Genomic DNA, 12291 nt, shown 5'->3' with positions numbered 1-12291 from the left:
TTGAAGGAGAGATCGCGCTCGACGCCAAGACCGAGCGGTCCCTTGACACTTGCAAGCTCGGCAAGGCTGACGCTGCCAAGCTCGGGGAAGCCGAAACCGAGATCGCAAAGGCCAAACAGCGTGTCGCCGTCCGCGTCGAGTTCGGTCAAAAGCCACGTCGCAGCGCCGACCGGATTGAACAGTTTTACGACCGGCACATGGTCGGTTTCGGTCTCGGCCGCGCCGTTGGCGAGCAGCCGCGCGCGCAATTCATCGGTGATCAGGATCATAACGAAACTCCTAGTCAGAACAGGTCGAGTTGATTTCGCTGGGCGTCATCGAAGAGGCCGATATCGAGCGGCTTTTGCGCCGCGCGCGGACGCATCGGCGCATCCATCAGAAACTCCAGCCGGTCGCGCGTGGTGATGGGGCGGACGCCGGGAACGAGCGTCTCCTCGCCTTCCGGCGTCGCCTCGGTCTGCAGCGGAAGGGAACCGCGCGCGCTCATACCGCGATCCCTTCCTGCGTCTTGCTTCCCGCGTCAGCCTGAACGGCGAGCAGAAAATCGGTGGCTTTCGAGGCGAGGCTGGCGGCGCGGAAAATTGCGCGGTTGTCTTCGCGCAGCACTGCGAGCCAAGAGGCGATATAGTCCGCATGGCGCACAGTCGGCTCAATGCCCAGGCTGGAGCAGGTAAAGGCGGCAGAAAGCTCGGCGACCAGTTCCTCGCGGGCATAGGTTTTGGTGCCGAACGAGCCGGAGAAGTCACGGGCAAGCCGGGTCGGGTGTCCTGTCCAGTGGCCTAGCTCGTGCAGGACCGTGCGGTAGTAATTGACCGGCTCGAAAAATGCGGGCTGCGGCGGCAACTGCACGAAATCGGCGGCCGGCATGTAGAAGGCGCGATCGCCACCGATGCGGATATCCGCGCCGCTGCCGCGCATAAGAGCCTCGGCCTGCGGGATGATCTCACGTTCCGGCAGCGGTTCGGGCTGGCTGTAAAGCTGCTCAGGCAGGCCCTCGCACTGCGCGACATTGAAGACGGTGAAGCGCTTGAAGAAAGGCACCGCCTGCGGCTCGGCGTCTTCTTGTCTGGCGCGTTCCTTCTCGTCCTTCGGGATGAAGCGATCCGCGTGAACGATGGTCGTGCCGTGCTCGCCTTTCCTGACATTGCCGCCAAGCGAAAGCGCCTGCCGGAAGGTGAGCCAGCTCTGTCCGGGGTATGAGCGCTCGATCACCGCGCCCCACAGGATCAGGATGTTGATGCCGGAATAGCCGCGCCCGGTGGCGGCGTTCTTGGGCAGCCCAAGACTGGCCTTCGCCTTTCCCCAAGGCTTGACCCAAGGCACCGCACCCCGCTCCAGATCGGCGATGATGCGGTCGGTGATCTCGGAATAGAGGCTGGCCCGAGGCTGCTCGTCCTTCCTGCCGCCAACCTCTCCCCGGGCACTGCGTTTGCCGGTCTTGCGCATGATGAAATCTCCGCTCGCCAATCTCGCTGCGCCCTCCCCGGAAGCGGGGTGGGCGGCGAAAACGACCGGAAAGGCCCGCCGTCGGAGGTGGCCGGCATCCGCAGGACCGGAACGAAGTGGAGGACCCGGAGCTGAAAGCGCAGGGTTGCGGGCCGCCGCGGCGGGCCTAGAAGGGAGAGCCGCCCACACCGCGCCGCCGGGAAGGCCAACTCAAAAAGACAGCGCCGCCCCAAAAGGGGCGGCGGCCGCCACAGCCCGCAGGGCTGCCTGCGCCAGGGGGCGAAGCCGTATGGCCGAGACCGCCTGAGCATGGCGAAGAAAAGCGGGCTCGGTTCACAAGCACCCGGTGCGCGCTGTCAGCGCGCAGGCGCCCTCCTTCGAGGTGCATAGATTCAATCGAGGCGGTTTTTGGTCCGCCGTGCTTCACGTCTATCGGGAATCCGGGTCCAGCAAATCGGCTGGCTTGACTCCAAGCACTTTCGCCAGCCTAGCAACCGTATCGATGCTGGCGGCATAGACCCTGCGCTCAAGGGCGCTCACATAGGTTCGATCGACGCCAGCTTCGTGCGCCAGCGCTTCTTGGGACAGCTTCTTTCGTTGGCGATGCCTGCGCAGATTGCGGGCAAAGACCTCTCGGATTTCCATGCACGAGAGGCCACTCCCTTGTAGAGGATTTCACCACGGAGTATTCTCTACAAACCGACATCGAGCATTGTTGAGAACGATCGTTGGTCGCAAAGAATTGCAATCGCAGCAACTTCCTTAGAAGCGACTGACGATGCGTTGCGGGCGAAGGAAGAATGACTGAAAACCTAATAGCTGACGAAGTCCCTTGGGCGGACACGCTAACCGCGTACGACGAAGAGCATTTCGCGATTTACCTGAGGCTCATCGAGGCCTGCGCCGACAACGCCAGCGAGGAAGAGATGGCCCAGGCCATACTGGGAATCGATCCCAGGCAAGAGTCAGCTCGCGCCCGCAAGGCGGTGCGAAGCCATTTGGACCGGACACACTGGCTGATCAGCAGCGGGTACAAGGAACTTTTCCCGGGCTAAGTCGGAGAAGCGACAACTACAGAAGAAATTTCCTGTACTCACCGTTCACGAGTGAGCGTCCGCGTTTGATCGCACGGCGCACCATGTCACGAAGGTGGTCGCCGGGATCGGCCCAATCCCGTTCAACACGTGCCTTCCCGAACAGGACAGTGCCGATCTCGCGATGTGAGGCGCCGGCGATGGAGCCATCAAGGGCCCGCAAAACCCACCGCAGCCGCTCGCCGCGCGGTTCAGCGGGAAAGAATCTGGGTGGAAGCCGTCCGGTAGATCGGAGGGCGTTCAAACACTCCAGCCCTTCCAGCCGTTGGTTCACTTCCGCCGAGGGCCAAAGCACGTTCGCGGTGAGGCGTGCTGACTCGAGGAGATTTGCCCCGACGACTGCCAATTGAAGGTTCCTGAAACCGTCCGTGAACAGGATGTTCTGCCGTCCGTTCGCGTTCAGCAAGATGGAGATCTGACAGGCAACATTGGAGAGATCAAACACGTTTTCATCGGGCAATCTCGACGCAGGTTCAGCGGAAACCGCGAGAACGTGCGGACATTCATGAGGAGACCAAAAGACGTTCGCGAGACTCTCAATCGAGCTTGCAAAAAAGGATCCCCCAAACGGAAAGATCGCTTCCGCTCGCCCGCATTCTAGTGATGTCCGCGATTCCCGATTGCGAGAGATCGACGCGCCGCAAGACAGCGCTGAGATCCTTCTGGAAGCCGGGATTGCGCCTCAGAAACTCCCAGGCCCAGCCACGGCTGGCGAGGTGCAGAGAATAGGCATAGGCATGGTCGTCCTGCCAGTCCGGCCAGACTGGACCAGAGCTCGTCTCGCTCATCGCACCACATCCAATTGAAGGCGGGATCACACGTTGAGGTCAGGCGATCTTTCTGACCGGTGCCCACAACACGGGGCCTTTGATCCCGCCATTGCCACAGATGGCTTCCAGGCTCCCGGCCGAGACGTCGAGATGACCGGCGACGGCGCGCGTATTGCCGATCGTCTGCGGATCGGACAGGCGTTCGAGTGGCCAGCCGGCGCGACGCAGGATCCGCTCGATGCGTAAGTCCGTCACCGTTACGATGCTGCGCAGATCACGCGACAGGCCAAACTCGATCATGCCGGCGAACAGCTCGTAGGTGCCGAGCGCAATGCCGGCCCGTTTCGGCGCCGACGGCGGAAGATCGAGCGCGAAACGGCTGCTTTCCCAGATGCAGGGATCCTCCGGCGCCGGGTGGTCTCCAAGGAGAATGGAGAAGCTGTCACGCAACATCGTCGAGCCAGTGGTCGGCAGCAGGCGAACGCAGCCATCGACACGCCCACTCGATGCTTTCAGCAGCAGGTAGCAGGGGCCCAGCGCATCAAAAGGATCGACTTCATAGCCACCGCTGACCGACACATCCCAATTCAGGCGATCCCTGAAGACGCGATGACGCAAGCGATGCATCTCCTTGAGCTCGTCGTCGAATTCTGCGTAACAATCAGGCGTGATCAACTGCATCATGTCGGTCTTCTCCCTCGCGTGAATATCATCGCGATTGGAGGCAAAGGCCGCGGCCGCCACAACCTGTGCATGTATACAGCTTGATGACGTCGTCAGGTCAGATCTGTCGATCTCGATAGCGCGAACCGGATGGCGGCCTGGGTCTTGGTTCGCACGCCAAGCTTCTTCTTGGCATTGTCGAGATGAAAGGCGGCGGTGCGTTGACTAATGCCCAGAATGTGGCCGATGTCCCAATCCGACTTGCCGCGAGCAGCCCATAGCAAGCACTGAAATTCCCGACGGGACAAAGCGACGCCGTCCACCATTCGCTCGGACGTCAGCCTGCGACGTGCCTGGATGTGGAAAAAGATGGCGACCAACTGCAACGCACGCTCATGCCGCTCGATCACGCGGAAGAAGAGAGGCTGACGTTCATCGGAGGCGAAGGTAAGCGCGGCAAAAAGACCGCGCCGATCGTGGATGGGGATCGTAAAGCCGCTGCGAATGCCGAATTGGTTCGCCTCATCCATCAGCTGTCGCTGCGGCGTCGACAAATCGAGATCGCCGCCGTCCGCACCCCAGCGGAATGTTTCCTGGCGACGACGCGCCTGATCGATCACCGGGTCTACATCTTCATAACGGCTGTGAAGATAGTGAGACGCCCAATGTTGAGGATAACTGGAGATCAGGTCCGTCGCACGGCGCCGCTGGAGCGAGGGGAAGAGGTAGGCGAACAACGGGAGATCGAGCGAAGAAGCCGTCTCAGCCAGAGCGTCATGAAGATCGACCTTGTCAACGCTGCTTGTGAGCCTCTCCGCGAATCTATGGAAGATGTCGTGCATGCCTAGCGTAGCGCGGCAACCAATTGCGGCACCTTGGTCTTCTGCACGCAGGCGGCAACATAAGATCCGCGCACCGCGCGCCCGGCGATCGTCCGCACGAAGACAAGCCAATTGCCGACACCAGTCCCGAAGACCGTGACAAGGACGGCAAGGCCCATGCCGACGATGCTGCGCCAGGCGGCGTTTTCCTGCTCCGCAACCCGGTCAAGCGAAAGGATGAAAGGGACGACGGCCGCGATATAGGCGGTCAAAACGCTACCGATCGTCATCAAAACCCCTCCTGGTCAGGATTTCTGGGGCATAGCGAACATGCGCGTCGTGACGAGAAACCGTCGACAATGTACTGGGTCGCATTAGCGCCCAGCAGCGTATTGTGGAGATGCGCAGCGATGATCGGGAACCCGGCGAGCCACTGCCACTCGCGTTCACTTAGATCGGCCGTGATAGAGTACAGCGCTCTGTCTCGAGCGTGGCCGGGTATAGGAATTGATATGCCTGCGCCCGCGGGGAAGCTCGGCGGCTTTCCGAAAAAAGATCGATCGCTTGGCGCTCGAATTGGTGCCGGTGGGCCATCTGGGAGGATTGGGGCCCACCGGCGTCCTGGCGCGCCGCCGCAGCGGCCAGGATAGCGGATCCCCGCTGGAATGACGCTCGACCGAGGCGCGTACGGTGTCCCAGGGTGACTGACTGAGGGGCCGGCAGTCGACGGTCCGCTTTTGTTGCTGGCTGTCAAAAATCCACGACCCATCTCTCGATCGAAAACCGCTATTCGCTGCTGATGCAGGTCGCAGACTACTGAGACCGATCAAGAAGCCGAGTCAGGAACGGCCTTCGGGATCAACAGAGCATTTCTCCGGCGCCCGAGGACCACCACCATACCGACGATGACGACGACGCAGGTGACGCCGAGCAGCATGGCGGAGACAGCCGCAGATTCGGGGCTGGTGTTGAAGCGGATGCCCTCCCACAATTTCCGTGGCAGTGTTTTTACCGACAGGTCGCTGAGGAAGATCGAGGCCACCGATTCATCGAAGGAAAGAAGCATCGCGAGCAAGGCGCCGACGGCCAGGCCCGGAAGCAACAGCGGAAAGGTTACGGTCCGGAATATGCGCCATGGGTCCGCACCGAGGCTCGCCGCCGCGAGCGACAGCCAAGGATCGATGGAACTATATGTCGCGGAGACGACCAGATACACAACCGGGAAGATCAGCACCGTGTGCGCAATGATAATGCCTGTCTCGGTATCAACGAGTCCGATGCGCGCAAAGGACAGGTAAGCCCCCAGCGCGAAGACCACAGCTGGTACGCTGAGAGGCGATAGTACGATCGCTTCGCCAACTCCCTGAAACCGCGAATAACGGCCGAAGCCGAGCACTGTCAGGATTGCGACTACGAGGCTAAGAACGCAGGTGGCAGCGCCGATGCGAAGACTGGTCAGAGCCGCCGAGACCCATTCCGGGCTGCCGACGATCTTTTCGAACCATCGCAAGGAATAGCCGGGAGGCGGAAAGATGAGAACGTCAGCCGAACTGAACGACACTGGAAAGAGGACGACCAGGGGAAGAAGAATGAAGATGGATATGACGGCCAGATAGGCTGGTTCCACCCAACGGGCGCTGAAGCGCCGCAGGGCAGGCAGGTGGAAACGCGATTTTGGCAGGGCCACCGGCTGGCGTAGTATCTCCCTGTCCGCCTGCCGTACGCGCTGTTGCGGCAGGGTGGTCGGCGACACACCCGGGTGCTGCCAACGCGAGAAGTATCGTATCACCGACGACAACGCCACGACAACGATCGTGGCAGTCACGGAGAGCGTGACACCGAGCGCTGCAGCGAAAGGCCAGTCAGCCCCCGTCTCGATTTGCGCCTGGATCATTTGCGCCAGCATTTGTTGGCGCTGGTTTCCAAGGAAGGCGGGCGCGATGAAGCTCGCCATGGTGAAAAGGAAGATGATAATGACACCGGATTGGATGCCGCGGATTGCAAGCGGGACAACGATGCCGAACCAAGCGCGCACGGGCTTTGCCCCGAGCGTATGAGCGGCCAGGAGGATGCGTCCGTCAATTCGCCGCAGGACAGTGACGAGCGCAAACACCATCATCGGGATGGAAGCGTGCACCAGGGCAAGAACAACTGCCGACTCGTTGAAGAGGAGCGGAAGCGGCTCCGAGATCAGTCCGAGGTTGAGAAGCGCCGCGTTGACCAGGCCGCGCTGTCCGAGGATTGCCAACCAGGCAAAGGTTCGGACCAGCACGCTGGTCAAGAAGGGAACCAGCACCAAAAGTCCAAGAAGCAGGGCCTTCACCCCGGTTGCCCGGCTCAACAGCCAAGCCAAGGGAAACGAGACGATGAGTGTTATCGCCGTCGCTTCCAGACTGATCCGCACCGTGGTCCAGATGACCGTTCGGTACACGACACTTTGGAATATGCCCACGAAGCGCCCGACGGCATCACCGCCGAACGCTTCCGGTAGGATCGCAAGTAGCGGGAGCGCAAAAGCGAAGAGGAACAGGAGAAATGCGGGAGCGAGCAGTAACAACCGCTCCCATTCTATTAGTCTGTTCCGCCTCATTCTCGTTTTCTCCCAAACGCTTTCTGCTACTGAATGATGAATGAGTCCCAGCGAGGCTTCACAGTCTCGAGGTTATCGTGCCACCATTGCGAATTCAGGACCACGCCGAGCTCGGCATTAGCGGGGTAGCTCGGCAGGCTCTTGGCGACAGCGGGGTCGAGAAGCTTCAGGGCGTCGACGTTGGTCGGCCCGTAGGGGATTTGCCGGGTGAGTTCCGCCTGCTGTTCGGGCTGGACGGCGAAGTTTATGAACTTCATCGCCTCTGCAGCATGCGGAGCGCCTTTCGTCACCACCCACCATTCGATATCTGAAACTGAATCCTCCCAGCTGTAGGCCCAGTTCGCACCCGCCTTGATCGCATCGTTGATGCGGCCATTCGGGCCGAAGGCCAAGTCGACCTCGCCCTGCTGGATAAGCGCCTGGGTATCCGAGCCGCCCTTGAAGCCGACGAGTTGATCCTTGATCCGATCTATGACCTTCAAGGCGCGATCCACGTCCAGGGGATAGAGATCGGCCGCCTTCACACCGTCAGCCATCAGCGCGTTTTCAATCGTAAAGTAAGGATCCGACGTCAGAACGCGGCGGGCCCTTACCTTGGGATCAAAGAACTGAGCCGGGGTGACTCCGTTCGGAAACTTGTCTTTGCTCCACGCGAGAACCTGCCCGAACGAGATGTAGCCCACGCCGTATTCCTTGCGGAACTCGGCTGGGATGCCGTCGGCCTTGACGACCGAATAGTCGATCGGCTGAAGAAGGCCATCCTTCGTCTCGTTCGCAAAGGCCGAGCTCTCAGCAGAGACGACATCCCAGGTGATGTTGCCGCTCTCCACCATAGCCTTCACCTTGGCATAGCCGGAGCCGGTGGTGCCGGTCACCTTCGTACCCGTGGCTTTGGTGTAGGGTCCGAAGTAGGCCTTTGTCTGGGCATCCTGGAAGGCACCGCCGTAAGAGGCGACTACGACATCCGCCGCATAGGCGTTGGTCGCCAATTGCGCGGAGAACGTAATGCTGGCAGCCGCGATCACCGCGGCCAATAAGCCTTTGTGCAGCTTGTTTGACGTCATGAGTTTACTCTCCCTTAAACCCGCTTCAGGACGATCCTTCAGTCGGAAGAACAGCGACGGATGCTGGCGCCCACCGCGCGACGACAGGAAGACCCGGCGCCAAGCGTCCGGCCACGTCATCTCCGCGCATGATGCTGGCGAGCAGGGACTGCCCGTCGGAAAGTTCGAGCGCCACGCGCCAGCCGGCGCCGAGATAGGTGGCATCGCGCACTGTCGCGGCAACGCCGAAAGCCCCGTCTGATGATGCTTCGGCTGCACCACGGATAGAGACATTCTCTGGCCTAACCACGATATCGAAAGGCTCCTTCGAGGGAGACGGCAGCGACTGTCGCGCCCCGGCGATCTCGTACCCCTTGCCTCCATCCGTCGCGGCGACCCGCAGGATGGAACACTCTCCGATGAAACGTGCGACGAAGTGATTGGATGGCGCGGCGTAGATGGTCTCGGGATCGGCGACCTGAAGCAGCCGCCCTCCGGCCATGATCCCGATCCGGTTCGCCATGGCCATGGCTTCCGATTGGTCATGCGTGACGTAAATGACCGTGATGCCGAGTTCACCCTGGATACGCTTCAGCTCCAGTTGCATCTGGTCGCGGAGCCGTCGATCGAGAGCCCCGAGTGGCTCGTCCATGAGCAGGATGTCCGGGCCGAAGACCAAGGCACGGGCAAGCGCCACGCGTTGCTGCTGACCGCCGGACAATTGCGAGGGATAGGAAGACCCTCGATCGGTAAGATTGACGAGGCCGAGCGCTGCGTTCACGCGCGCCTCGCGCTCGCCACGCCCGACCCCGCGCATCTTCAGTGGGTAGGCGACGTTGTCGGCAGCGGTTAGATGCGGGAAAAGCGCGTAGTTCTGAAAGACCACTCCGATCTGACGCCGATGCGGAGGCACGTCGGAGACAGACGTGCCTGACATCAGCACACGGCCCTCGGTCGGACTGTCGAACCCCGCCAAGAGCATCAGAAGCGTTGTCTTTCCCGAACCGCTCGAGCCGAGCAACGCGAAAAACTCGCCCGGCGAGATGTCGAGGTTGACGCCATTCACCGCGGTGACGAGGCCATAACGTTTGGTGACGCCTTGGAAGGAAACAGTGGGGAGCGACTTGTCTCTCATCAGATGTCCCTGCCAAGATTGAAGGGAGTGAGGACCTCGTGCCCGGTTTCGGTCACGAGGACCGTGTCGCCAAAGCGGGCACCACCGATGCCGTCGACGTATGGAGCCGGCTCGACCGTCATGACCATTCCAGGTTCCAGAACGGTTGTAGAACCGGCCTTGAGCTCAAGCCCGTCAAAATCGGAGTATCCGATCCCGCGGCCGGTTCGGTGCAGGAAGGGGTTGTCCCAGCCTCCACTCTCGATCACCGCCACCGCGGCGGCGTGCACCTCGCCTGCGGTTACGCCGGGGCGAATTTTTGCCAAAGCCGCTTCCTGAGCCTCGCGTGCGACATCCACGAGCTTGCGAAGATCGGCAGGCATTGGCTTCGAGCCGATACGGAACGGGCGATCATACCCAATCGCGTGCCCAAAAAACGACGGGCCGCAGAAGCAAATCTGAAGGATTTCGCCGTCTTGCATGATGCGACCGCCGCCGGCGCAATGGCAGCGCGCCGTGCGCTGATGACCGCTACCCATCATCTGCATACCCTGCACAAACGGGGACTGCTCCTCATCTCCGCTCCACCACTGCGCGGATCGTTCTGTCGCGGCGTTGAAAGACGCCAGCGCGACTTTCCATTCGGGAATGCCGGGCGCGATAATCTCCTGACAGGCGATCACTTGGTGGGCGACGATATCGGTGCTGCGTCGAATGACGTCGATCGCAACCGCGTCCTTGATGGCGAGCAGGCCGCGAAGCAAACCGGTGACGTCCTTGACGCGCTCGGCGCCCAGGGCCTGCCTGACCAGGTCAACATTCAAAGCCCACGTGGAGTTGAAATCGACCCCGATTGTGCGGGCATGCGCGGCAACTTCGCCAATATACTTAGCGAGCGCGTCTTGATGCGTCATCGGGGCCGGGACCGGCTCTTCCCATTCGACCCATTGCGCAGCGACGGGGGTCGCACATCGCGCCCGTATCTCCTTTGCCTCGCTGCGAGGCGAGACGAAAGCCGGCGCGCCTTCCTGCAGCAAGACCAACCAAATCGGTCTGCCGACGGGAAGGCCGTTCAAACCGGTGAAAAAGCGGAGATAGTCGAAACCAGACAGGGCGAGAACATCAATCCCGGCCTGCTTCATCGAAGCTTGGGCGTGTGCGATGCGATTGCGGTAGTCGGCATCGGAGGGAAAAGTGAGTCTGGAATTCGCCGGGTTCGCGGTCATGGCGTTCTCTGAGTTCTCGTTCATGGTGCTACGCAATCGTCTCATCGCCTCATAGCCTCGCAGCCGGCGGGGCCTTCTTTAGATCGCTCGGCCAAGGTCAAGCGGCGTGAGCGGCTCGTATCCGGTTTCGGTAACGAGGATCGTGTCGCCAAAGCGGGCACCACCCACGCCGGCGATATAGACTCCCGGTTCGACGCCGAGGAGCATGCCCGGCTCAAGCACGGTCGGGTCGTTGGCCTTAAGTTCGGGCCACTCGGGATCGGAGAGGCCGACACCGCGACCTGTACGGTGCCGGAAGGGATTGTCCCAACCTCCACGCTGGATCACCTCCACCGCAGCTGCATGGACCTCGCCCGCCCTCACGCCGGGGCGCACTTTTGCCAGTGCTGCTTCCTGGGCCGCGCGCGCGACGTCAACGATCTTGCGGACTTCCGCAGGCAACGCCTTGGAACCAACCACAACCGGCCGATCGAAGCAGATACCATGTCCGAAGAACGGCCGGCCGCAATAACACAGCTGCATGATATCCCCCTCCCGCATTATGCGACCACCGGCAGAGGGATGGGCGCGGGAAGAACGCTCGCCGCTAGCCATAACATGGAAGCCCTGGACAAGCGGCGCATGTTCCTCATCGCCGTTCCACCATTCTGCGGCTCGCCGCATCGCGGCCGAGCGGGACGCAAGCGCTACTTCCCAGTCGGGAATGCCGGGGGCAATAACTTCACGGCTTGCCTTGAACTGGTGGGTAACGATGTCGGCACAGCGCCGAACGACGTCGATCGTTGCAGCATCCTTGAGCCTACGAACCTCACGAAGCATGGCCGAGACGTCTCTGATACGTTCGGCGCCAATGGTCTCCTTGGCCAACTCCAGATTTCGTGCCCATGTACCGTCGAAATCGACGCCGATTATGCGGGCCGTCGGCGCTACTTTCCCTAGATGGTTAGCGAGCGCGACAGCGAACGACATTGGAGTCTTTGCCGGCTCTTCCCATTCGACCCATTCGGCAGCCACCGGCACGTTAGACTGCGCCTGTATCTCCGACGCTTCGATGCGCGGCGAGACAAAAGCCGGCGCGCCATTCTGTGGCAAGACGAACCAGATCGGTCTGACGACCGGGATGCCATCCAATCCGGTAAAGAAGCGATGATTGTCGACGCCCGATAAGGCAAGAACGTCGATCCCCTCCTGCTTCATCGCAGTTCGGGCGCGTTCGACGCGCTTGGCGTAGTCCGCATCGGACGGAAAATTGAGCCTGGAATTCGCTGGGGTTTCTTTCATGGTGCTCCTCCGGATTTCATCCGGTCGGTTGGGATGATGGGGAATCCAATCGTTTGTATTAACACATACAAGCGATTGTACTGTCAATCACGAAACCGTCATGAAACATGGTTTCGTCGAAAAATCGTGTTTGTCACCTTGCGTCAGCCCTACCCATCGGGCGGCCAAGCCTGGGGAGCGACGGACAAATTCACCTGGTGTCTGCCACGCGCGAACGCGCGCGGCAGGATTTCGCTCTAGCGC

At 61.1% G+C, this 12291-nt stretch carries 15 protein-coding genes; 1 reads left to right on the top strand and 14 read right to left on the bottom strand.

Annotated features, from left to right (window positions below; genetic code table 11):
• The 4 genes from EOA24_RS12730 to EOA24_RS12715 form a co-directional block, all read right to left on the bottom strand.
• Positions 1–269 (bottom strand): DUF2958 domain-containing protein (locus EOA24_RS12730; RefSeq protein ID WP_133374503.1); only part of this gene is annotated, 269 nt, incomplete at its 3' end.
• 14 nt (positions 270–283) lie between these two features.
• Positions 284–487: a hypothetical protein gene (locus tag EOA24_RS12725; protein ID WP_127409839.1), complete on the bottom strand. Its 204-nt coding sequence runs from the start codon at positions 485–487 to the stop codon at positions 284–286.
• Positions 484–1446 (bottom strand): zincin-like metallopeptidase domain-containing protein, encoded by a 963-nt coding sequence (locus EOA24_RS12720; protein WP_127409838.1) that lies wholly within the window; start codon positions 1444–1446, stop codon positions 484–486. Before EOA24_RS12720 ends, EOA24_RS12725 begins: the two co-directional genes overlap by 4 nt.
• Before the next feature lie 429 nt (positions 1447–1875).
• Entirely contained in the window at positions 1876–2091 is a 216-nt protein-coding gene (locus EOA24_RS12715; protein WP_127409837.1) for a helix-turn-helix transcriptional regulator, read from the bottom strand.
• Between the two features lie 155 nt (positions 2092–2246).
• On the opposite strand from EOA24_RS12715, the gene EOA24_RS12710 reads away from it, so the two are divergent.
• Positions 2247–2501, top strand: coding sequence for a DUF2285 domain-containing protein (locus EOA24_RS12710; protein WP_127409836.1), 255 nt, complete (start codon positions 2247–2249; stop codon positions 2499–2501).
• A gap of 16 nt (positions 2502–2517) precedes the next feature.
• Here EOA24_RS12710 and EOA24_RS12705 read toward each other — a convergent pair whose 3' ends face one another.
• The 10 genes from EOA24_RS12705 to EOA24_RS12660 form a co-directional block, all read right to left on the bottom strand.
• Positions 2518–3000, bottom strand: coding sequence for a DUF2285 domain-containing protein (locus EOA24_RS12705; protein WP_245501785.1), 483 nt, complete (start codon positions 2998–3000; stop codon positions 2518–2520).
• A gap of 76 nt (positions 3001–3076) precedes the next feature.
• A complete protein-coding gene (locus EOA24_RS12700) occupies positions 3077–3328 on the bottom strand; it encodes a DUF6499 domain-containing protein (RefSeq protein WP_127409835.1) in 252 nt (83 codons plus the stop codon).
• A gap of 39 nt (positions 3329–3367) precedes the next feature.
• On the bottom strand, positions 3368–3994 hold the full coding sequence (locus EOA24_RS12695) for an acyl-homoserine-lactone synthase (RefSeq protein WP_127409834.1): 627 nt from the start codon (positions 3992–3994) through the stop codon (positions 3368–3370).
• Between the two features lie 92 nt (positions 3995–4086).
• A complete protein-coding gene (locus tag EOA24_RS12690; protein ID WP_127409833.1) occupies positions 4087–4815 on the bottom strand; it encodes a LuxR family transcriptional regulator in 729 nt (242 codons plus the stop codon).
• Positions 4816–4817: 2 nt separating this feature from the next.
• A complete protein-coding gene (locus EOA24_RS12685; protein WP_127409832.1) occupies positions 4818–5084 on the bottom strand; it encodes an NAD(P)(+) transhydrogenase (Re/Si-specific) subunit beta in 267 nt (88 codons plus the stop codon).
• 536 nt (positions 5085–5620) lie between these two features.
• Entirely contained in the window at positions 5621–7351 is a 1731-nt protein-coding gene (locus EOA24_RS12680) for an ABC transporter permease subunit (protein ID WP_189353928.1), read from the bottom strand.
• Positions 7352–7410: 59 nt separating this feature from the next.
• Positions 7411–8448 (bottom strand): ABC transporter substrate-binding protein, encoded by a 1038-nt coding sequence (locus tag EOA24_RS12675; protein ID WP_189353926.1) that lies wholly within the window; start codon positions 8446–8448, stop codon positions 7411–7413.
• Positions 8449–8473: 25 nt separating this feature from the next.
• The gene (potA, locus tag EOA24_RS12670) at positions 8474–9562 is read right to left on the bottom strand and encodes a polyamine ABC transporter ATP-binding protein (protein ID WP_127409829.1); all 1089 of its coding nucleotides are present in this window, start codon (positions 9560–9562) and stop codon (positions 8474–8476) included.
• Positions 9562–10791, bottom strand: coding sequence for a Xaa-Pro peptidase family protein (locus EOA24_RS12665; protein ID WP_189353924.1), 1230 nt, complete (start codon positions 10789–10791; stop codon positions 9562–9564). Before EOA24_RS12665 ends, potA begins: the two co-directional genes overlap by 1 nt.
• 54 nt (positions 10792–10845) lie before the next feature.
• Positions 10846–12048: a Xaa-Pro peptidase family protein gene (locus tag EOA24_RS12660; protein WP_127409827.1), complete on the bottom strand. Its 1203-nt coding sequence runs from the start codon at positions 12046–12048 to the stop codon at positions 10846–10848.
• Positions 12049–12291: the final 243 nt, after the last annotated feature.

This window comes from Mesorhizobium sp. M2A.F.Ca.ET.039.01.1.1, from assembly GCF_003998035.1.
GTDB lineage: Bacteria > Pseudomonadota > Alphaproteobacteria > Rhizobiales > Rhizobiaceae > Mesorhizobium.
This window is presented reverse-complemented; position numbering and strand designations above follow the sequence as displayed.

What these genes read in the sequence shown, in the direction of transcription:
- EOA24_RS12725 (WP_127409839.1), bottom strand. Translation starts at nt 487, where the DNA reads ATGAGCGCGCGCGGTTCCCTTCCGCTGCAGACCGAGGCGACGCCGGAA.
- EOA24_RS12720 (WP_127409838.1), bottom strand. Translation starts at nt 1,446, where the DNA reads ATGCGCAAGACCGGCAAACGCAGTGCCCGGGGAGAGGTTGGCGGCAGG.
- EOA24_RS12715 (WP_127409837.1), bottom strand. Translation starts at nt 2,091, where the DNA reads ATGGAAATCCGAGAGGTCTTTGCCCGCAATCTGCGCAGGCATCGCCAA.
- EOA24_RS12710 (WP_127409836.1), top strand. Translation starts at nt 2,247, where the DNA reads ATGACTGAAAACCTAATAGCTGACGAAGTCCCTTGGGCGGACACGCTA.
- EOA24_RS12700 (WP_127409835.1), bottom strand. Translation starts at nt 3,328, where the DNA reads ATGAGCGAGACGAGCTCTGGTCCAGTCTGGCCGGACTGGCAGGACGAC.
- EOA24_RS12695 (WP_127409834.1), bottom strand. Translation starts at nt 3,994, where the DNA reads ATGATGCAGTTGATCACGCCTGATTGTTACGCAGAATTCGACGACGAG.
- EOA24_RS12690 (WP_127409833.1), bottom strand. Translation starts at nt 4,815, where the DNA reads ATGCACGACATCTTCCATAGATTCGCGGAGAGGCTCACAAGCAGCGTT.
- EOA24_RS12685 (WP_127409832.1), bottom strand. Translation starts at nt 5,084, where the DNA reads ATGACGATCGGTAGCGTTTTGACCGCCTATATCGCGGCCGTCGTCCCT.
- EOA24_RS12675 (WP_189353926.1), bottom strand. Translation starts at nt 8,448, where the DNA reads ATGACGTCAAACAAGCTGCACAAAGGCTTATTGGCCGCGGTGATCGCG.
- potA (WP_127409829.1), bottom strand. Translation starts at nt 9,562, where the DNA reads ATGAGAGACAAGTCGCTCCCCACTGTTTCCTTCCAAGGCGTCACCAAA.
- EOA24_RS12665 (WP_189353924.1), bottom strand. Translation starts at nt 10,791, where the DNA reads ATGAACGAGAACTCAGAGAACGCCATGACCGCGAACCCGGCGAATTCC.
- EOA24_RS12660 (WP_127409827.1), bottom strand. Translation starts at nt 12,048, where the DNA reads ATGAAAGAAACCCCAGCGAATTCCAGGCTCAATTTTCCGTCCGATGCG.